Genomic DNA, 22,557 nt, shown 5'->3' with positions numbered 1-22,557 from the left:
CAACAAACTTAAACGCAGAATCTTTTAACACTCCAAGCTAACCAGAATATTAAACCATAAGCTTAAAAGAGTATATTACTATCGCCCGTTAGTACTGGTCAGCTCCACCCCTTACAGGGCTTCCACATCCAGCCTATCAACCACGTGTTCTTCATGGGGGCTCACACACTAAGTGCAAGGAATGCTAATCTTGGAGCAGGCTTCCCGCTTAGATGCTTTCAGCGGTTATCCCTTCCAAACGTAGCTAACCGGCAGCGCCACTGGCGTGACGACCGGCATACCAGAGGTTTGTCCACCCAGGTCCTCTCGTACTATGGGCAGGTCTCCTCAACATTCCAACGAGCGCAGAGGATAGAGACCAAACTGTCTCACGACGTTCTGAACCCAGCTCGCGTGCCGCTTTAATCGGCGAACAGCCGAACCCTTGGGACCTGCTCCAGCCCCAGGATGCGACGAGCCGACATCGAGGTGCCAAACCATCCCGTCGATATGGACTCTTGGGAATGATCAGCCTGTTATCCCCGGGGTACCTTTTATCCGTTGAGCGATGCCACGTCCGTACGCCGGCACCGGATCACTATCTCCGACTTTCGTCCCTGCTCGACCCGTCAGTCTCACAGTCAAGCCCGCTTGTGCGATTACACTCAAAACCCGATTGCCAACCGGGTTGAGCGGACCATTGAGCGCCTCCGTTACTCTTTAGGAGGCAACCGCCCCAGTTAAACTACCCGCCAGGCACTGTCCCTAACACGGATAACGTGCTGAGGTTAGACGCCAGATATGGAAAGAGCGGTATTTCACCTTACGACTCCACGCAAGCTAGCGCTCACGCTTCACAGCCTCCCGCCTATGCTACACGATCCACACCTAACGACAATACCAAGGTATAGTAAAGGTCCCGGGGTCTTTTCGTCCTTCTGCGCTTAACGAGCATCTTTACTCGTACTGCAATTTCGCCGGGCTCCTGGCCGAGACAGTGGGGAAGTCGTTACGCCATTCGTGCAGGTCGGAACTTACCCGACAAGGAATTTCGCTACCTTAGGATGGTTATAGTTACCACCGCCGTTTACCGGGGCTTAAATTCACCGCTTCACCCGAGGGCTAACGGATCCTCTTAACCTTCCGGCACCGGGCAGGCGTCAGAGCGTATACAGCGGCTTACGCCTTCGCACGCTCCTGTGTTTTTGGTAAACAGTCGCTACCCCCTAGCTTGTGCCACCCCCAACAGCTCCGCTTGTAAAAAACATCACCATCAAGGGTCTCCCTTATGCCGAAGGCACGGGAGTAATTTGCCGAGTTCCTTGGCCAGGATTCGCCCGATCGCTTCGGTATACTCTACCAGACCACCAGTGTCGGTTTAGGGTACGAGCGGAATCACACCTCACGTTGAAGCTTTTCTCGGCAAGCAGGATCACCGGAATCAGCCTTACAGCCTACCCATCACGCCTCAGCTTTAACATCCCCCGGATTTACCTAGGAGACAGCCCACACGCTTAGCCACGGAAAACCACCTCCGCAGCCGGCTACCTACCCGCGTCACTCCCACGCTAACCTACTACCGATACAGTCCCAACACAAACAAGCCAACAACCCCGAAAGGCAGCCAACTCATAAATGAAGGTTAGTACTCTCAGATTCAGTTCGAACGGTGTAACACCGGTACGGGAATATCAACCCGTTCATCCATTCGACTACGCCTGTCGGCCTCGCCTTAGGACTCGACTCACCCGGGGACGACGAACGTGGCCCCGGAACCCTTAGTCATTCAGCGGACAGGATTCACACCTGTCTCTCGCTACTCATGTCTGCATTCTCACTCCTGTAAAGTCCACGACAAGTTCACACTGCCGCTTCACCCCATACAGGACGCTCTCCTACCCCGCGCGAACTAAATCACGCAGTCGCGTCTTCGGTGGCGTGCTTAAGCCCCGCTACATTGTCGGCGCGGAACCACTAGACCAGTGAGCTGTTACGCACTCTTTCAAGGGTGGCTGCTTCTGAGCCAACCTCCTGGCTGTCTATGCGACTCCACATCCTTTCCCACTTAGCACACGCTTAGGGACCTTAGACGACGATCAGGGCTGTTTCCCTTTTGACGACGGAGCTTATCCCCCGCCGACTCACTGCCATGATAAACCTAACAGGTATTCGGAGTTTGGCTGCTATTAGTACCCGGTATGGGCCCGCAAGCATCCAGTAGCTCTACCCCCTGCAAGCAATAACATGACGCTGCACCTAAATGCATTTCGGAGAGAACCAGCTATCACGGAATTTGATTGGCCTTTCACCCCTAACCCCAAGTCATCCCCCAGTTTTCAACCTAGGTGGGTTCGGTCCTCCACACGGTCTTACCCGCGCTTCAACCTGCTCAGGGCTAGATCATCCCGCTTCGGGTCCAGGACATGCGACTCAAACGCCTTTTAAAACTCGCTTTCGCTACGGCTCCCCCACCCGGGTTAGCCTCGCCACATACCACTGACTCGCAGACTCATTTTTCGATAGGCACGCCGTCACCCCATTAAAAAGGCTCCGACGGATTGTAAGCGCACGGTTTCAGGAACTATTTCACTCCCCTCCCGGGGTGCTTTTCACCTTTCCCTCACGGTACTAGTACACTATCGGTCAGACAGGAATACTTAGGCTTACCCAACGGTCTGGGCAGATTCACGCGGGATTCCACGAGGCCCGCGCTACTTGGGAATAAACATAAAGAGACATCGCACGACAAGCTACGGGGCCATCACCCTCTACGGCTGGGAATTCAATCCCATTCACCTAGCACGACATTTTATCACTCTTCTCAACCCCGTCAGAGGCTGAACAATCAATCCCACGACCCCGAGCACGCAACACCTGACGGTTATCACACGCACCCGGTTTAGCCTGATCCGCTTTCGCTCGCCACTACTCACGGAGTATCCTTTCCTGCAGGTACTGAGATGTTTCACTTCCCTGCGTACCCCCCATGCAAAAACATGGTGACCACTCATAACAATGGCCGGGTCTCCCCATTCGGAAATCCTCGGATCAAAGCCCACTCGGCAGCTCCCCGAGGCATATCGCAGCCCGTCACGTCCTTCATCGGTCCTGTCTACCAAGGCATCCACCATACGCCCTTACCAGTAATACAAACTAATAAGACCTACCAGCAAAATACTCTAGACAACTAATCATCACACTAAAAGATCATAAAACGATCAAGACGACTCCACCAAAATGGAGCCGGTTGAAATTGATAAAAGTAAAAACAAGCAAAACAATAAAGTCTCACTATTCTTACTCGCGTCCACTATCCAGTTCTCAAACCACCACAACACCATGAAACACAACACTAACAAAAACACGTTAACGCGCATCCCATGAGTCACAGACTACAACCCCAAAACAAGGGGGGTGGCAATCCGGGAACCCAAAAACATGCCCAAACCACTCACAATAAAAAGCTAACTATTGTTTTCCACACCAGTAACCACACTCATCCGAGCGTGCACAAAAACTCCGTAGAAAGGAGGTGATCCAGCCGCACCTTCCGGTACGGCTACCTTGTTACGACTTAGTCCCAATCACGAGCCTCACCTTAGACGGCTCCATCCCAAAAGGGTTAGGCCACCGGCTTCGGGTGCTGCCCACTTTCATGACTTGACGGGCGGTGTGTACAAGGCCCGGGAACGCATTCACCGCGACGTTGCTGATTCGCGATTACTAGCGACTCCGCCTTCACGTAGTCGAGTTGCAGACTACGATCCGAACTGAGACCAGTTTTAAGGGATTAGCTCCATGTCACCATGTCGCAACCCGTTGTACTGGCCATTGTAGCATGCGTGAAGCCCTGGACGTAAGGGGCATGATGATCTGACGTCATCCCCACCTTCCTCCGAGTTAACCCCGGCGGTCCCCCGTGAGTTCCCGGCATAACCCGCTGGCAACACAGGGCGAGGGTTGCGCTCGTTGCGGGACTTAACCCAACATCTCACGACACGAGCTGACGACGACCATGCACCACCTGTGAACCTGCCCCGAAAGGAAACCACATCTCTGCAGTCGTCAGGCACATGTCAAGCCCAGGTAAGGTTCTTCGCGTTGCATCGAATTAATCCGCATGCTCCGCCGCTTGTGCGGGCCCCCGTCAATTTCTTTGAGTTTTAGCCTTGCGGCCGTACTCCCCAGGCGGGACGCTTAACGCGTTAGCTCCGACACGGAACCCGTGGAATGGGCCCCACATCCAGCGTCCACCGTTTACGGCGTGGACTACCAGGGTATCTAATCCTGTTCGCTCCCCACGCTTTCGCTTCTCAGCGTCAGTAACAGCCCAGAAACCTGCCTTCGCCATTGGTGTTCTTCCCGATATCTACACATTCCACCGTTACACCGAGAATTCCAGTTTCCCCTACTGCACTCTAGCCCGCCCGTACCCGGCGCAGACCCACCGTTAAGCGATGGGCTTTCACACCAGACGCGACGAACCGCCTACAAGCTCTTTACGCCCAATAATTCCGGATAACGCTTGCGCCCTACGTATTACCGCGGCTGCTGGCACGTAGTTAGCCGGCGCTTATTCGAAAGGTACACTCACCCGAAAGCTTGCTCCCAATCAAAAGCGGTTTACAACCCGAAGGCCTTCATCCCGCACGCGGCGTCGCTGCGTCAGGGTTTCCCCCATTGCGCAATATTCCCCACTGCTGCCTCCCGTAGGAGTCTGGGCCGTATCTCAGTCCCAATGTGGCCGTCCGCCCTCTCAGGCCGGCTACCCGTCGAAGCCTAGGTGGGCCATTACCCCGCCTACAAGCTGATAGGACGCGACCCCATCCCATGCCGCTAAACACTTTCCCAACAAAACATGCGTCAAGTTGGAGCATCCAGCATTACCACCCGTTTCCAGGAGCTATTCTGGAGCATGGGGTAGGTTGGTCACGCATTACTCACCCGTTCGCCACTCTCACCAACCAGCAAGCTGGTCAGATCCCGTTCGACTTGCATGTGTTAAGCACGCCGCCAGCGTTCATCCTGAGCCAGAATCGAACCCTCCACGAAAAAATTCAATGAAGAGCCAAAACAAGGCTCCAAAAAAAAAATAAGAAAAAGACGAGATATTCTTTAAGGAAAAAACATCCCACAAAACCTCACCATCATTTAACCATTTCTCAGGCACCCTGCAACCTGCAAGGCTGACAATGAACTGGCAATAATTAACTAAATAAGTAGTACAGACACGCTTTTGAGTTCTCAAACCACCACCACACCAGCCGGCTCATCAACCTCACCGAGGAGAACCAGCCGCGCTGAGCAGCAAGAGATAAACTTACACCAAACCAAGATTAAATGCAAACCCAACCAGTAAAACAACCCCAAAACCATTGAAAACAAGCCAAAACACCGGCGTGTCGAAAAACCGCAATCAAACCGACTCAAGCCCGCAATCAATCAGCCTCAAACCGACTCAAACCGACTTGCGCCACAAAATTACGCGACACGCACTTCAACAACCACAAACTAACTAATCACTAACCACAAACTCACAATATCTAATATCTAATAACTAATAACTAATCGCCCGCATCCAGCGCCCAGCGCAAAGCGCACAGCCCAGCACACAGAACAGCAAAAGCACATCCACACCTAACTAATCGCACGCCCAGCACACCAAACATGCTTAACTGCCAAATCGCCCGCATCCAGCAAAAGCACATCCGCGCAATATCCTTTTTCAACTAATCCCAATGGATTACCAGTAACAGCATTCGACTTATCAAATCCAAACGCCTTCGCTGGCGTAAGCGTTGCTGCCTCAATCGCCTCAGGCAATCCAACTCCAAGTTCTCTAACCGCACGCATAACAGCCACCTCTAATATAAGAGTGGAACCAGCAATAGCTCCGTTAGAAACCAAACGAGCATGCCCATCTTTCACAGTCACATCCAAAGCGCCCAACTTATATGCGCCATCAGCACAACCCGTAGCAGCCATAGCATCTGTTACGAAAGCAATACGATGACGAGCAGCGCCAATAATCATCCTTAATACAGGATTATCAACATGGAAACCATCGTTAATTAACTCAATAGTGACTCTACTATCTTCTAAAGCTGCAGGAATCGGCCCAGGCTCACGGTGATGAATCCCATTCATAGCATTAAATACATGGGTCATCAAAGTAGCACCATTATTAAAAGCCTCGCGCGCCAAATCATAATCTGCATCACAATGCCCAACAGCAGGAATCACTCCAGCCGCCACAAAACGCTTAATAGCCTCAATGCCATGCTGCCTTTCGGGAGCAAGGGTAATTTGTCGCAAAGACCCATCAGCAGCCTCTAATAAGCCTTCTACGTGTTCAGGAGTAGGATCTACAAGACATTTAGGATCATGCGCGCCTTTACGAGACAAAGCCAAAAATGGCCCTTCCAAATGTGAACCAAGTATATCTGGGCGATTACTCATAGCTTGCTTTACGTTTCGCAAATTTTCTTGCATAACATCTAAAGGATTAGTAATCAAACTCAAAACTTGGCGAGTAGTTCCATGTAACAGATGGTAAGCTCTAGCAACACGAATTCCATCAATGCCGTCATCAAACGAATGTTCCCAAGCGCCGTGAGCATGAACATCTATATAACCAGGCGTTAGAAAATCACGATTTGCATTAATAACAGAAATAGATTTCGTAGAACTAACTTTGCTTTCCAGCCCGCTAGAGGAAATAAAAGAGGTGAGATCCGTGTCTCGAAAACCTGTTTGCTGAATTACACCATCTACGACAACAATCCACGCATTAGGCACGATGCCGCGAGCATCCACGCGAGTTGCATTCTTTATTATATATGTACGATTTTCACGCGATGCGAATAAATCATCAATCTTCTGTGCAGCTTCAGCATAAGTATTTTTTGACATTTCACTCACCTAGCACTTATTAACTTATTAAATTATCAAATTATTTAATTATTAAATTTTAGAACATCAAGTTAAATATTAGGTTGTTAGATTGTTAGATTATTATCAGATTCCTTGCCATGAAGGCTTATTTGCATACACAAATTTATAATAATCAACCAATTTAAGATGACTTGCTGCAGCTTCATCAACAATCACAGTAGCGTGAGGATGCATTTGAAGCGCTGAAGCAGGGCATAACGAACTAACGCCACCTTCAAGAGTGGCAGCCACCGCATCTGCCTTATTTTCGCCAAAAGCAAGAAGCACAAGATGGCGAGCGCGAAGAATCGTACCAATACCTTGAGTAATGCAATGAGTAGGAACTTTACTCATATCGCCATCAAAGAAGCGGCAATTATCAACGCGAGTTTGCTCTGTTAAAGTCTTAACGCGAGTTCCAGAAGCCAACGACGAACCTGGCTCATTAAAACCAACATGACCATCCGAACCAATACCAAGAATTTGCACATCAATACCGCCAGCTGCTTCAATAGCGGCATCATATTCTACACCAGCTCGCGCAATCTTTTCGCCAGCACTAAGCGGAGCGCCATTAAGCACATCACCTGGAACATGCACTAAATCAGGATTTAATCCAATTAAATCTGTAACTGTTCTTCGAATTGTACTGTGATACGACTGCTCATGTTCAAGAGGCAAACCTATATATTCGTCAAGAGCGAATCCTTGAACCTTACTCACATCAACATTTTCAGCTTTAACCAGATTTGCCAAATGTTCATATGCTTTCAATGGGCTAGACCCAGTTGCCAATCCAAGTACAGCATTAGGTTTGCGTTCGATAAGCGAAACAACACTTTTAGCGTACAGCTCTCCAGCTTCATCTTGATTTTTCACGATAATTACTTCAGCCATCATTGCCTCCTTCAAAGCGCAGATACAAGATTTGCGCAACTCGCACATATTGCGCAAGTACAGTCTTTGTGCTCCTTTTGTACAGTCTTCGTACAAAAACGCTTAACGCATTACTAGCGATAATTCACATTTTATAAAGAAAGCAAATTATCTTGACTATTATTTTGTTTACTTTCTTTACAATTAAAAATACACCAAAACACAGACTTTAACAATGCAAAAAAATACAAAACAATACAAAAATTTCAAGTAACAAGTAGAACTTTTAATACAACTTAAGCGCAACGTACCAAAATATGCGGCATCTAATCGTTATATCAGCATAAAGAAAAACAAAATCACAGAATCTTGCACATTATTTGCATATTTAACCTATTTTTAAGGCGTAAAAACAAGCCAAAAACATTGATATACCAACGTTTTCTACATGGAGCGGATGACGGGAGTCGAACCCGCCTCTGAAGCTTGGGAAGCTTCCATTCTACCGATGAACTACATCCGCACATAAACACTCAAGCAAGCTCAAGCAAACCATTTAACAATATCATGCATCATGCACCATTTATTATTGCGGCAAGTTTTTATTTAAAAATCCGCCAAAATACGTCCAAAATCCGTCCAAAAACATCAGTACAAAGCGAGACGCGACTTAATATCAAACACTTAAATGAAGCTCATTTTCCATATGCATCAACTTTTCAATTCGATCATCTGATGAAGTATGAACGGAAAAGAAACGAGAAAACATAGTAGAACGCTTTTCATACGGGTCAATAATCATAATTGAAGCCATAATATGCGAGCCTGCGCCAAAATCCATCTTATGCAATTCAGAAACATACGCAATTTTATTCAAAGCAGACGCGAGCGCAGACGGATCACCCATAAGTTTACTTGCATCTTCATCAGCACTAAATTCGCGATTTTTAGATAATACTAATTTTATAAATAAAGCGCCAAGCGAACCAAACACGCAACTTAAACATTTACCAATAATCGTAACAATGCCGAAAGCGTGGAATTTCAAAATATCTCGTAACTTCTCCGCTGTTTTTGACTTTTGTTTATCTGAATTGGATTTAACAACTCCAGCATCGGAAGAATCAGAATCGGAATTATCCACGCTAGAGCTACTCAGACTAGAACTATCCCCACTAGAATTATCCCCACGAGAACTATCTCGTTTATCCCAACGATTTTTGTAAATCCGCGCGTGCGTTTCCCCTACGTACATAAGCCAATATCCGAAATAAGAAACAATCGCAGCCATAAAAGATGCTAGAGCAGATACAAAAATATCATTATTGTATACGTGCATCAACTCATGCGAAACTACGCTATGCAATTCTCGCTCATTCAAAATATTCAAAAGACCACGAGTGCAACACAGCACAGCATGACGCTCGCTACGACCTGTCGCAAACGAATTAGGGCTAGAATAAGGCGCAACATATATAGCTGGCATTGGTTTTTCTAAGCGCGCCGATATCTCTCTAACTACCGAATAAAGCACAGGCTCTTCTTCTTCAGTTACTTCACGCGCATTCATTATTGCGATAACAACTTTTTCAGACAGCCAATACGAAGCAAAATTAATAGCAATGCCAATAAGTATGAACCAAATTAGAAACTCTAACTTTGAACCTAAAATAATCCACAACACAATTAGAGGGATCCACATAATTGCGAAAAGCAATGCAACCCTCATGATATTGCGATATTTCTTACCTTCATTGCTAAACATAATTATTATTTTAACTTACACTACTTGAATTCTACATAACATAAACTGAATATTACTTTAGAAAAATCTGGGAATGCCGAGAAATCCCAGCAATAATCTGAAAAATCCCGGCAATATTCTAAAAAATCCTACAATCTAAAAGATTCAAATAATCCAAAATCTGGTAATCCAAGATTCGATAATCTGAAAAATCCAACGATACCTAAGATTAATTATTTCCTAAAGCAGCAGCGCATAAATCTTCAGCTGAAACAACTTTCTTTCGAGTTCTCTGCTCATTGGCTCCAAGCTCACGCTCATAAGAGTCAACTCGCTTCCAACCAGCGTAATCAATTGGTTTAATGCCTTTTTCTGCTAATAATTTATCTATAGATTTTTCATCGCGATCAGGTGCGATTCGCCCAGCATTGCCAGCCTTAGATAAATCCTCAAGCATATTATTAACAATCAAAAGAGCATCAGATTTTGTAGAGCCGATTAATCCTACCGGCCCACGCTTAGCCCAGCCAGTTGCATACAATCTATCACGAATTTCGCCATTTTCTACAGACGTCACTAAGCGACCATCAATATTTGCAAGCAAAGTACGCTTTTCGTCGTAAGCAATACCTGCAACTTCTGCAGGATGATACCCAATCGCGTGATATACAGCTTGAACGGCATACTCCTCGAACTCTCCAGTACGAGTCATTGTGCCATCCGCGCTTGTTACAGTTCGCTCAACTCGTATTGCTTTCACATGCCCATCTTCTCCAAGAATTTCTACCGGCGCGCAGTTGAAGTGGATAATATAACGTTTGTTGGCTGGATTTCCCTCAAAATCAACGTTTCCGCCATCTTCCATATCTTCAGCCATATCGCGAATAGCGAAAAGCTCCTCAACCATTTGACGAGTTAGCTTATCATTACCAGCTACTTCAATAGTCTCATCATCTAGCTCGAAATCGTCTTCGTTAATAATTATTTGCACACCCTGCAATTTTTCCATTTCACGCAATTCTTGAACAGAGAATTTTGCTTGTGCAACTCCACGACGAATAAATAAATGCAAGGTTTGAGTTTGATTTTTTTGCAATCCCTCATACACATCATCTGGAATATCCGTATTAGCGCGCAAATAATCAGGATCTCGTAAAAGCTCGCGAGCAACATCCATTGCAACGTTTCCGCCGCCAATAACAGCTACTTCTTTAGCTTCAAGTGGCCATTCTCGATTGCTAGTTGGATATCCGTCGTACCATTCCACAAATTTTGCGGCACCATATACTCCAGATAAATCAACACCAGGCACACCTTTAAGTGGACGATCCGCTATAGCTCCAGTCGCAAAAAGAACTTCATCATAGCGCTGTAACATTTCTTCAATATTTATATCTTTGCCAAATTCAACATTTGCATACAAATGAATATTTGGATTATCAAGAGTTTTCTCAAGCGCATCCGCAATAAATTTGATACTTGGATGATCCGGAGCCACTCCGTAACGCACTAATCCGAAAGGCACTGGCAATTTTTCAAAAAGATCAATGCGAGCGCTATTACCTAATCCCAATTCTTCTCCACGCTTAGAAAGCTGGCGTAAGAAAATATCCGAAGAATACACTCCAGCAGGACCTGCACCTATTACAGCAATGCGCAGCTGAGATGTTTCGCGTGAAACATTTTCGTTTAAGTTATTTTTTTCCATTATTATCCCCATATTGAGCTTTATCTACGGCACTTTTCACCGTTTTCGCGCTATTTCGCGCGGCCTACAAGCATAGGTTGCCTCAATCACTCAGCAACGTAACTGTAAAGCATTTATATGTAATTCTTCGCCAAAATAAGTCACGTACAAGCTTGAGCCATTACCGTCTGAAGCTAACTCGTATGCTTTCATAATTAGACTAGCGCATTACTTCGTCTTACAACATGCTCAAACAATAAAACACTTAAATAGATAAAATGCTCAAACGAATATTGTTAAAGGTGCCGTAATGAATATCGTAAAAAATATTGCCAAAAAATCTTGATTCACCTGCGTTCGCGCAATGCTGTTAAAGCCCACATAATAGCAACAACATCAATTGCTTCTTGCATCATTGCGCCAATAACAGCTGGAATAAACCCAAAGGCCGCAAAGAGCATACTTATAATTGCCAATCCAATGCCCATCAATACTGACTGAACCATAACGCGTTTAGTATGCTTTGCTACTCTTATTGCGCTTGCAACAGAAGAAATATCGTTGTTCATAATAACTACCTGTGCGCATTCAGATGCTGCAGTATCCGTACCATCCGTTACCGCTACGCCAATATCGGAGGCGGCAAGAACTGGAGCATCGTTTACACCATCTCCAACCATCATTGTTACAGTTGAATTTTTCTTATTTTTAGACGAGCCATAAATTTCTTTTTTTACGTGCGCTAATTTATCTTGCGGAAGCAAATCTGCATATATTGTGTCAATTCCAACGCTTTTACCAATTGTTGTTGCAGCTTGCAAACTATCTCCGGTAAGAATAGATATTGAGCGCGCACCAAGCATACGCAATGCGTCAATAGTTGATTTCGCGTTATCGCGAGGCACGTCTTTTAACACAATCCGACCAACCAGCACTCCGTCAAAGGAAACGTAGGTTGCCATTTCGTCTGCAGCGAGCGCATCAGGCATAGATTTAACAGCAGTATGCTGATCCGCAATCTGACTCATGCCCTGTTTATTAATATCAGTTTGCTCAGTAACATACTTTCTACGCCCAACTCGCACTAGAACGCCGTCTACAACGCCCTGAATACCCTGTCCAGCAGTTTCTTTCACGCTATGCACTACTGGATACTCACGAACACTAGGCAATTGCGGAGTTGAAGATGGATGCGTGCGATCCCACAAAACTGAACCCGCTTTAGCAATACCACCTGCAAGTATGTGCTGAGAATACGTTTCTAGAACGCCTGCGAGCATCACAATACGATCAGCTTTCTGCGTAGTATCAATTATTTCTACGTTCACAACTTGCGGCTGTTTAACCGTCAACGTGCCAGTTTTGTCGAAAAACACGTCTGTTACGCGGCTTAATTGCTCAAGCACATCCTGACTTTTTACAACAATTCCAAGCTTTGCTAAACGCCCAGTACCAGCCATGCACGCAACTGGCACTGCGATTAACAACGGACACGGAGTTGCCAAGACTAGCACTTGTGCAAATCTAAGAACATCTCCAGAAAAGCCCCAAGCAAAACCGGCGATTAAGAAAGACAGCACAGTAAACGGCACAGATAGCATATCTGCAAAACGAACTACAGCTGCCCTAGAAGACCTAGCTGATTCAACCAACTGCATTATTTTTTGGTATTGAGAGTGTTCAGATAACTTAGTTACGCGCATAATCAACACAACGCCGCCATTTACGCAACCTGAAAGCACTGAAGCTCCTGCAAACACTTCTCTAGGCACAGATTCGCCGTTAATGGCACTAGTGTCAAGAGTTGCAGAACCGCTTAGTAATTCACCGTCGACTGGCACTGTTTCACCAGGAGGCACGATAATTACGTTTCCTATCTTTAGCTCATCAACAGGAACTGTAGTGTAACGCTGCAAATTTGAGGATATTTCACCGTCCGTACTCGACTGGAGTAACGGACAAATATTGTGTTTATTACCGCAATCACACACGCCACAATTACAGTGACAGTTATTTCGTACGATATCGGCAGCTTCAGAAGAATCAGTTGCGTCTACTTTTCTAAATTCAGCATCGTGACACAGCACGCACGAACTAGGCCTACACTGATTAGCGCTTAGGCACGCTGGCTCGCAAGACTCGTAATTTGCTTGATCATGTTGCATTCCATGCTCAAGGCCTGGCAAAGTCATAAGATGAGCAGTTTTTGGAGCTGCGCTTACTAAAAGAGACAAGTTGCGCTGTGCTTTCATATGAGCAAAATCTTCAATTGCATCCCCAGTAAAAACCATTACTACAATCAAATAGCTTGCCCAAAACTCACCAATACAAAGTGTTGCAAGCAATGCAACAAAAGCAAGTAAATCAATGCCCAAAGTTCCATGCAGTAAATGTTTAATCATATTACGCAAAGAAATAACGCTCGTATATAAAACGAGAAGAGCAATAATAGTTTTTCCTATACTAATGCTTATGGAAATACTGCAATTAATTTTTAAGAAATCAAAGATTTGTTGCGAAAAATTAGAAATTTGCTCACAGAAAGTAGTTAATATAGGCAAATTATACGAGTACAAAGCCGCAATAAACGGAAAAGCAAGAATTACGACTGTTAATTGTGGTGCACGACGGCAATATGCTAAAAGTTTACGCATACACTTTCCTTACGCTGATCAGGTTAACTACGCTTAAAACGCTGCTAACACACGATTTCACGCCTTGTTAACCCACTGAGCACAAATTAAAAGCGCACTCAATACACGGCGTAAAGATTTATATTTAATTTATATTTGTATTTATTTATATTTATTTATATTTAGTAATCATACCAATAGGCCTTGATGAGAAGCATTCTCATAAACTAGCCAGCAAAACCAAACAGCAAACTAATCAGTAAATTAATCAGTAAACTAAAGCAAATTAGCAAACCGACAAAACCAGAAACAGAAACAAAAACAAAAAACAAAAAATCCCAGTCGAAAATCGACCAGGACTTTGTTTGTGGAGCTAAGGAGACTCGAACTCCTGACCCTCTGCTTGCAAAGCAGATGCGCTACCAGCTGCGCCATAGCCCCATTCGGTATTGAATGAAGTAATCACTCAATTCCGTGGGCCCGGGAGGACTTGAACCTCCGACCTCATCCTTATCAGGGATGCGCTCTAACCACCTGAGCTACGGGCCCGCTGCATGTTCGAAAACACACAAGTAGATAGATTAGCACAGGAAAAAGAAAAGTCAAATAATATTAACTATTCTAAAAATTCTTGGCGTGTCGCAATCTATTACTCAAGGTGGCTACGCATAAACCACTGGAACTTTTCAAGTCCTTGCACATGATCCTGAATAATATTCGAGCTAATAACATCCAATTCATCAAGCTCAGAAATAGCCTTACGATCATCGGCAATCATATCGCTGTAATACTCAATTAAAGCTTGCAAATATTCCTTAGTCGACTTACGTCCAGTTAAAGCAAAACGCTTCCATGTACGAGAAGAAATAACGTCATCTGCACGTCCAAGTGGAGATCCACCTAAAGTAGCAATGCGCTCAGCAGTCTCATCAGCTTGAGCTAAAACTTCAGCAACCTGAGGATCAAGCATTTCATGAACCGCAATAAAATCAGAGCCGGTCACATTCCAATGAGCATGCTTAAGTACTAAAGCAGCTTCCTGCTCATGGCTTAAACGATTTTGTAAGATTGCTATAGCTTTCTCACTAGCCGATTCGTCAAGACCTGGAACCATGTGCAACAAAGTCATTTTATCCTCCCGTAATCTTTGTTAGTACAGTTTCTTATATTACCGCTATGCCTCAAGTTGTGCTCTACGACGAACCTCAAGCGTAGCAATACGTCTTCCTTCCACCTCAGTAACAGTCATATCATAGCCGTCAGCATCATGTAACACAGCACCGACCTCACCCATTGCGCCAGTATGAGCTAAGAAGTAGCCTGCAACAGTTTCATACGGACCATCCTCTAACTCAATACCAGTTATATCCGCAAAATCTTCAATAGTCATGCCACCGTCAATCGTCGCAACACCATTAACAAAAGCAGTTGCTTTATTATCATGACCCTGATTTGTTTCCGGCGGCAAATCATACTCATCACGAATATCCCCAACCAGCTCTTCCGTCATATCCTCTAGTGTCACAATGCCATCCGTGCCACCATATTCGTCTATAACAACAGCTAAATGTATTCCACGCTTACGCAACAAAGACAAGCTAGGCAAAAGTTTAGAAGTTCCAGGCAAGCTAATACCCTCGCGCGTTACGTCTGCAACAGTTTTTGCATTAGGATCTCTAACATCCAACAAATCGCGAACATGCACGAAACCAATAACATCATCGAAATCTTTGCCTGTCACTGGATAACGAGAATACGGAAGCTCACGAATTTTTTCAGCAGCCTCTTTAAGACTTAAAGAACCCTCTAAAAATTCAACGTCAGCGCGCGGACGCATAACTTCAGCAACAATTGTTTCCGAAGCGTCAAAAACATCATCCAAAATAGTGCGCTCATCCTGACTTAAACGCTTATTTGTATTTACAAGTACACGCAATTCTTCGTCAGAAACTTCGCTTTCCTTCTCATTCGGATCAAATCCCAAAAGCCTTACGAAACCATTAGTATTCTTAGCAATAAGCCAGATTATAGGCTTGCAAATCAAAGAAACAATATCTATAGCAGGAACAACAGCACGAGCAATTTGCTCAGATCTTTGCATAGCAATACGTTTAGGAACAAGCTCAGAAATAACAATCGAAAAATAAGATATTACAAGCGTTAAAACAATAGTTGTCAGAGGACCTGCAATATGCGCTGGAACACCCCAAGATTTAACTTGAGGCACAATATATGGTGCTATTGCCGATTCACCAAAAGATGCTGAAAGAAAACCAGAAAGAGTTACGCCAATCTGCAAAGTAGACAAAAAAGTATTAGGATCGCGAGCAATACGTGCCACACGAGCACCGCGCGCATCTTGCATCTCCATGCGATCAATTTGCGAAGTGCGCAAATTGACTAGAGCTAATTCTGTAGCGGCAAAAATCGAACCGCATAACAGAAAAATTACAATAAGCACAATGTTAAAAGCCAGCGACATACTTGCTATATTAGTTGACTTCGCTACGATATCAACAATCATACGAAAAATTAATTTTACAATTCCAAAATTCCAATTAAATTCCAATTCGCAAGTTCTAATTAAGCTCACAAATTCCAATTAAAATCACAAATTCACAGAATCACAGAATCACAAACTCTAATTAGACTGACGAAACGCAAATCACATAAAGCTAAATAAACTAAAACTAAATCACGGCCTATAGAAATATCCGATAGGAGGATCAACTTCAGACATTTTGTAAATTTTCAGAATCACGCCCATACGCTGATTTTCTTGCTTACCGATTTTACCAACGTCAATTCGAGCATGCACACGCACCCATTGATGTTCTTTAATTTGCGAAGAATATTTTTTACTCGAAGCAGCATCAGAAAGTTCGCCGACAAATCCAAACGGAGACATATCGAGAATACAGCAAGACATTAAATGGCGTGCTACATAAAATTGTTTAGAAGTAAGAGAGTTAGATTTACTTATAAAACCATTAACTATTACTTCATAGCCCTTATAGCGCTCCAAATTATGATCAATTTCGTCATACCAAGTTCCAAAATCATCATCAGATATTGTAATAACGCGATTTTTAGAATCCAATCCCTGAGGATTTTTATAATTCTGAAAACTTTTAATAGCTATAGCTCGCCCGCCAGCATATTTGTCAAATCCAGAATTCATAGAATCTTGATTTTGTAGCGGAATTACAATAAGCAAAGCCGGAATAAGTATTGCAACCAATATGCGCAGAGATTCGCTTGGAGATACTTTACATACGCCAAAAATAGCGCAAAAAGCTAATAATACGAGCATTATCGAAGCGAGTATCAAATACATAAAAGCGCGCGGAGTAGTAAGCGTAGTATAACTTCCACTAAAAGCCGACCATGCTATTACAGCTGAAAGAAAGCACAAAGATGCTGCAAGCAAAATCCTAGAAAATATAGGACTTTTATGAGATTGAATTCCTATATTCCTACTAATTCTCGTCCAGGTTTTGAAAATCGTCCCGGTTTTAAAAATCGAATTCATATAGCTCCACCCCATGCAAAGTGAATAAGCAATGAACCTAATAAGCACAATACTGTAATTGTTAAAGTGATGCGCAAAACAAACTTAGCTTTGCAATCTGAAAGAAGCATAAGAGTGTTTTTAATATCTAACATTGGTCCGAAAATCAAGAAAGCAATCACAGAAGATATAGGCAAAGACGCTGCTAAACTCCTCGCAATAACGGCATCTGAGCTTGAACAAAGCGAGCTTGCGTAGGCAATAAGCATCATCATTGGTATAGATATGAGCACGAATGTCGTATTTAAACGAGAAGCAGGATCGTTACCAAGCCAAGCTCTTATTACTGAGGCGACTATTGTCCCGAATAAAATAATCGGCATTAAATGAACGAAATCTTCATAAACATGATGGAAATAATCTAATAGCTTTAGTCCGAATGATAAATGCTTAGAAGACTCAGGGCAATTCTCGCAAGTATTTTTGCAATCTTGACAAGTATTCTCGCTATTGCAATTATTTTCGATATCACAAGTATCTTCATTATGAGAACAAGCATCCTTGCAACCGCACGAAAGGCCACTAGCGCCTTCTAAATTCTGTCTTAAAATAAAATTCTGCTTAAGAATCTGGCTTTTTTGTGGAAAAATCACGAAACTTATTCCAGCAAGAAGAGCAATTACAATTCCTAACGCAACGCGAATAACAACAACAGCAGGAGCATCAGAAAACGCGTACCAGGTAGCTAAAACAGATACCGGATTAACAACAGGCACAGCACAGAGAAAAGTAACAGCCGCAGGCAAAGGCAACTTTTTTGCAATTAAACGAGAAAAAGTTGGAACAATAACACAATCGCAAACAGGCATACAAAATCCGGCTGCAATCGCAACTAAAAATCCGTCAGAAGTGGATTTAGGCATATGCTTTTCCACAAATTGCGCTGTGACAAATGTTTCAACAGCAGCTGAAACTAATACTCCTATAAGAGTAAAAGGGACAGCTTGTAAAAGTAAGCCTGATATTCCGCGAATCGTAGTGCTTATAGTAAACCAAGGAAATCGCGCTTGTAATGCTGGAGCCATAGCAATGAATATCGCAATAATAGGCATGCCAATAATCACATATAAATAATGCGCGGAACCTGTTTTTTGTAAACTCGTTTTTTGTAAACTCGTTTTTTGCGAATCCTGTTTCATACCTAAACCATTTACAAAATCTGTTGCCAAACCTAACACAAAAACTAATACGAAATCTGATACGAAATCTGATACGAAAGCAACTTATTTAGCAGGATAATACTTCAACTAATCCATCGCTCATGCGATATCTAGCTCCAACAATCATAAGCTTATCGTTATTTACAGCTTCACGAATAATTTCAGATTTATCACATATCTCCATAAGCATATTAGCAACATGAATACGCTCAATATCGTCAGTTTCCAAAGACTCTTCAACTCCAGCTGCAGCAGCAGGACCTAAAGCGCGAAGCAATATTGATTCTGAAGATTCAAGCACATCATAAATATCATCCTCTTCATCTAAATCGCTCATCATCTTCTCAACTTGCGGCAAAACCGCTTTAACAGCACCGCAATGCTCATGGCCAAGTACAACAAGAACTTTCACACCCAAATCACTAACGGCATATTCCAAAGATGAAATAATCGCATCATCAACAACTTCCCCAGCACTGCGAACTGAGAAAATATCGCCCAAACCGGCATCAAATACAAATTCTGGAGCCACTCGCGAATCAGCACACGAGAGAACAACCGCTGAAGGATTTTGACCATCAATAAGTGATTTACGAGTTTCAACATCTACTCCAGCATGCTCTGATTTACCTTCTGCAAACCGACGATTACCCGCAAGCATTGCGCTTAAAACCGATGTAGCTAACGTAGAATCATCATCGACAACTTCTTGCATTACAACCCCATTCGTCACTTTTTCTCGAACTTGAATTACAACTCTAATTCGAACTTGAATTACAAGTACATTGTATATTTACCAATACGAATAAAGAAAGATTACATCAATCAACTTTAAAGAAAATACAATTTGATTTGAATTTGAAAACTTACAATTTGCAATTTGAAAGCAAAAAATTTGAAATCCAAAAAATAAAGACTTACAAGCCAAAACTTACAAACCAAAATAAATAAAATAATAAAAAAATAATAAATAATAAAAAAGAAAACCTCCAGTAACAAAAGTTACATGAAGGCTTTCTTCGCTAAAATTGCTAAAACTTACCGGAAATCATCCAGTATTCTGCAAGCCTGCAGCAACACCAGAAACAGTGCACAAGATAAGGTAAATAAACTCTGCCTGCTGGCTTTCGCTCAATTCTTCCTTATCTACCTTGTTACGAAGCTTGCGCAAAGCAAGAGACTGAATCACAGACAAAGCATCAACATACGGCGAGCGCACACGAATCGCTTGACCAAGCACGTGACGATGCTGCAAAGGCCACTTATCATCAACTATTTGCAAAACCCACTTACGAGTAAGTTGCATCTCCGAAAGCACTTTATTGCTCAAATCTTCACGATCGCCGAGACTTAAGTACATGCGAGCAATACGCTCATCTGTCTTAGCTAACGACATCTCAATATTGTCAATAAAAGTACTGAACAGAGGCCACTCTTCGTAAGCGCGACGCAAAGTTTCCAAATCGCCAAACTTTTCGCAAGCTGTACCCAAGCCGTACCATGCAGCAAGATTAATGCGAGCCTGCGCCCAAGAGAACACCCATGGAATAGTACGCAAATCATCCAAAGATTTTGCACCCAAACCGCGCTTTGCAGGGCGAGAACCGATTGGGAGCAAACCAATTTCACTAAGCGGCGTAACTGTAGAGAACCACGGAGTGAAATCATCTGTTTGAAGCAAATCAAGGAAACGCTCATGAGCTGCAACATCAAGCTTTTGTGCCATATCAGCATACTTGTGTGTCATCTCAGTATTTGTTTTCTCAACGCTTGGCGAAGACTGAAGCAAAGTTGCAGCAGCAACAGACTCCAAGTGACGGATTGCCAAAATTGGATTACCGTAACGCGCAAAAATAACCTCGCCCTGTTCAGTGAGCTTAAATCGGCAATTTACAGAACCGACTGGCTGAGCAAGAACTGCACGGTTTGCAGGGCCGCCACCACGACCAACAGCGCCACCACGACCGTGGAAAAGCGTCAAATCAATATCATGCTTCTTAGCCCATTGAGCAATACGCTCCTGAGCAGAGTGCAAAGCCAAAGTTGCGGAAGTAGGACCGGCATCCTTGGAAGAATCCGAGTAGCCGAGCATAACTTCCATCTTGCGACCAGTAGCCTTAAGACGAGCCTGAACTTCAGGAATCTTAATAATCTCCTCAAGCACGTTCACAGAGTTCTGCAAATCTTCCAACTGCTCAAACAGTGGAATAACGTCGAGAGTTGGCGCATCCTGTGGGTGAGCGAAAGCAAGACGATTTAATTCAAACACGTCACGAACATGCTGAGCAGACTTTGCGAAGGAAATAATATAACGACGAGCAGCACGCATGCCGTTACGCTTCTGAATTGCTCCCAAAGCGCGGAAGGTATCAAGAACTTCACGAGTCATAGGCTGAAGAGGTCCGCGTTCACCGTGTAATCCGTGTTCACGAATATCTTCCAAAGCACGAGAATGTACAAGAGAATGCTGACGGAATTCCATTTCAACCATGTGGAATCCAAAGGTTTGCGCTTGCCAAATCAAATCTTGCAAAGGACCATAAGCTGCGCGAGGATCTCCACCTTCAGCCAAGGAACGCTGAACAATATGCAAATCTTCAATAAAATCTTCGCAAGAATGATACATCAAATCAGTATCGCGACTAATCGTACGATGTAAACGATCGGCCATAACAAGCATTACAGCACGATGCGGCTCACTCTTAGACACGTCTGAAGCGCTTTCAGTAAGCTGTTCGCTCATTTCGCGCTGACGATTCCAAAGCTCCAACAACTCAACACTTGGAGGCGTTGTGCGCGTTTCCATAGTCAAGCATTTTCCAACTTCACGAGTACGAGCCTCTAAAGCTGCTAACACATGGTTGCTGAATTTACTAGCTACTTGACGGCTTACCTTAGCAGTAACATTCGGGTTTCCATCACGATCTGAGCCAATCCAGCTACCAGGATGGAAGAACGCAGGGCAACGAGGTGGCACAAGACCAGCTTTCTTGCCAAGCAGCCAATCGTCAAATCTGCGATATACAAGCGGAATCGTATCAAATAAAGTAGCGTCGAAAATCTCAAGAATAGTATCTGCTTCTTCAACCGGCGTAGGCTTCTTCAAAGCAATAGGCGATGTACGAAGTAAAGCGTCGATCTCGTTATAAAGACGGCGATAATTTTCACGCTTATCAGATCCGCCTAAACGATGATGCTCACTCAAAAGCTTAGAAATACGACGAATCTTGCCAGCAACAGCTTTACGACGAGCCTCAGTTGGATGCGCTGTGAAAACAGGATGGAACTCTAGCTTTGCCAACAATTCTTTAGCTTCAGCAGGGCTCATTTCAGTTAACAATTTATGATAAGCGCATGTTAATTCATTAACAGGGTCAACTGGATTCGAATCAGCAACATCACATTCACGCTGATGCAATACTGAAACGCGATAATTCTCTTCGCAAAGATTAGCTAAATGGAAGTAAGTTGCAAATGCGCGAGCTAAAAGCTGAGTATCGGTCAAATCCATGCCGTTAATTTTTTCAACAGCTTTGCTCAAACCATCATCAACAGTTTCTTGCGCATCAACCATTTGCGCAAAATGAGCTGTACTAGCTTCAACTGCATTCAAACGCACTTCGTCGAATACCGCTAATAATTTTTCATCAAATTCACCCAATACATCGCGTAAAATATGCAAGCACAAATCCATATCTTGCTGAAGCGATGCTGGTAATTCACGCTCCTCAGGACCTTTTCGTCCTAATCCAGACGTCACAATAGTGGCGTCTGCTGGAGTTACCTGTTGATTCTCAGTTGTCATCAGACCTCCTTGTGCTGGTTGTCAGGTTGCTCGGTCATCTAACTTCCGCGGCTCCTCCGCGGTTATTTGTTTAGAAGTTGCAAGCCCATAGCCTTGGTACCAGCGAGATACCAAGACAATTGTGAACCGACCATAGGACTGATTTTTTTACAACAAAATACCCACATAA

The 22,557-nt window shown here is 43.9% G+C and carries 11 protein-coding genes, 3 tRNA genes and 2 rRNA genes; all 16 read right to left on the bottom strand.

All coding sequences use genetic code 11. The features are described from left to right. Positions 1-69 precede the first annotated feature (69 nt). A 23S ribosomal RNA gene (locus HXT51_RS04770) occupies positions 70-3,130 on the bottom strand. Positions 3,131-3,504: 374 nt separating this feature from the next. Continuing rightward, a 16S ribosomal RNA gene (locus HXT51_RS04765) occupies positions 3,505-5,031 on the bottom strand. Together the 16S and 23S rRNA genes form the textbook arrangement of a ribosomal RNA operon. A 585-nt stretch (positions 5,032-5,616) precedes the next feature. Next, positions 5,617-6,891 carry an N-acetylglucosamine-6-phosphate deacetylase gene (nagA, locus tag HXT51_RS04760; protein WP_103084359.1) on the bottom strand — a complete coding sequence of 425 codons (1,275 nt, stop codon included), beginning with the start codon at positions 6,889-6,891 and terminating at the stop codon, positions 5,617-5,619. A 105-nt stretch (positions 6,892-6,996) separates the two neighbouring features. Beyond that, on the bottom strand, positions 6,997-7,809 hold the full coding sequence (gene nagB / locus HXT51_RS04755; RefSeq protein ID WP_103084360.1) for a glucosamine-6-phosphate deaminase: 813 nt from the start codon (positions 7,807-7,809) through the stop codon (positions 6,997-6,999). A gap of 428 nt (positions 7,810-8,237) precedes the next feature. Continuing rightward, positions 8,238-8,311, bottom strand: a tRNA-Gly gene (locus tag HXT51_RS04750). 153 nt (positions 8,312-8,464) lie between these two features. Continuing rightward, positions 8,465-9,553 (bottom strand): M48 family metalloprotease, encoded by a 1,089-nt coding sequence (locus HXT51_RS04745; protein ID WP_103084361.1) that lies wholly within the window; start codon positions 9,551-9,553, stop codon positions 8,465-8,467. A 208-nt stretch (positions 9,554-9,761) separates the two neighbouring features. Beyond that, entirely contained in the window at positions 9,762-11,240 is a 1,479-nt protein-coding gene (locus tag HXT51_RS04740; RefSeq protein ID WP_103084362.1) for an FAD-dependent oxidoreductase, read from the bottom strand. Positions 11,241-11,566: 326 nt separating this feature from the next. Then, on the bottom strand, positions 11,567-13,873 hold the full coding sequence (locus HXT51_RS04735) for a heavy metal translocating P-type ATPase (RefSeq protein WP_421776288.1): 2,307 nt from the start codon (positions 13,871-13,873) through the stop codon (positions 11,567-11,569). Positions 13,874-14,220: 347 nt separating this feature from the next. Next, a tRNA-Ala gene (locus tag HXT51_RS04730) sits at positions 14,221-14,293 on the bottom strand. A 34-nt stretch (positions 14,294-14,327) separates the two neighbouring features. Next, positions 14,328-14,401: transfer RNA gene (locus tag HXT51_RS04725), tRNA-Ile, on the bottom strand. A gap of 100 nt (positions 14,402-14,501) precedes the next feature. Continuing rightward, the gene (locus HXT51_RS04720; RefSeq protein ID WP_103084364.1) at positions 14,502-14,981 is read right to left on the bottom strand and encodes a Dps family protein; all 480 of its coding nucleotides are present in this window, start codon (positions 14,979-14,981) and stop codon (positions 14,502-14,504) included. Positions 14,982-15,026: 45 nt separating this feature from the next. Further along, a complete protein-coding gene (locus HXT51_RS04715) occupies positions 15,027-16,334 on the bottom strand; it encodes a hemolysin family protein (RefSeq protein WP_103084588.1) in 1,308 nt (435 codons plus the stop codon). A 213-nt stretch (positions 16,335-16,547) separates the two neighbouring features. Then, positions 16,548-17,384 (bottom strand): TIGR03943 family putative permease subunit, encoded by an 837-nt coding sequence (locus HXT51_RS04710; RefSeq protein WP_421776287.1) that lies wholly within the window; start codon positions 17,382-17,384, stop codon positions 16,548-16,550. Beyond that, entirely contained in the window at positions 17,381-18,562 is a 1,182-nt protein-coding gene (locus tag HXT51_RS04705; protein ID WP_421776286.1) for a permease, read from the bottom strand. The genes HXT51_RS04710 and HXT51_RS04705 overlap by 4 nt, the downstream gene beginning before the upstream one ends. Before the next feature lie 88 nt (positions 18,563-18,650). Continuing rightward, positions 18,651-19,298: a carbonic anhydrase gene (locus tag HXT51_RS04700; RefSeq protein WP_421776285.1), complete on the bottom strand. Its 648-nt coding sequence runs from the start codon at positions 19,296-19,298 to the stop codon at positions 18,651-18,653. Positions 19,299-19,631: 333 nt separating this feature from the next. Then, positions 19,632-22,388, bottom strand: a complete 2,757-nt coding sequence (locus HXT51_RS04695; RefSeq protein WP_421776284.1) for a phosphoenolpyruvate carboxylase — start codon at positions 22,386-22,388, stop codon at positions 19,632-19,634. Positions 22,389-22,557 lie beyond the last annotated feature (169 nt).

This window comes from Gardnerella sp. KA00255, from assembly GCF_049244095.1.
Classification (GTDB): Bacteria; Actinomycetota; Actinomycetes; order Actinomycetales; family Bifidobacteriaceae; genus Bifidobacterium; species Bifidobacterium vaginale_F.
The sequence above is the reverse complement of the archived record's forward strand: the minus strand, read 5'-3'. Positions and strand labels throughout refer to the sequence as shown.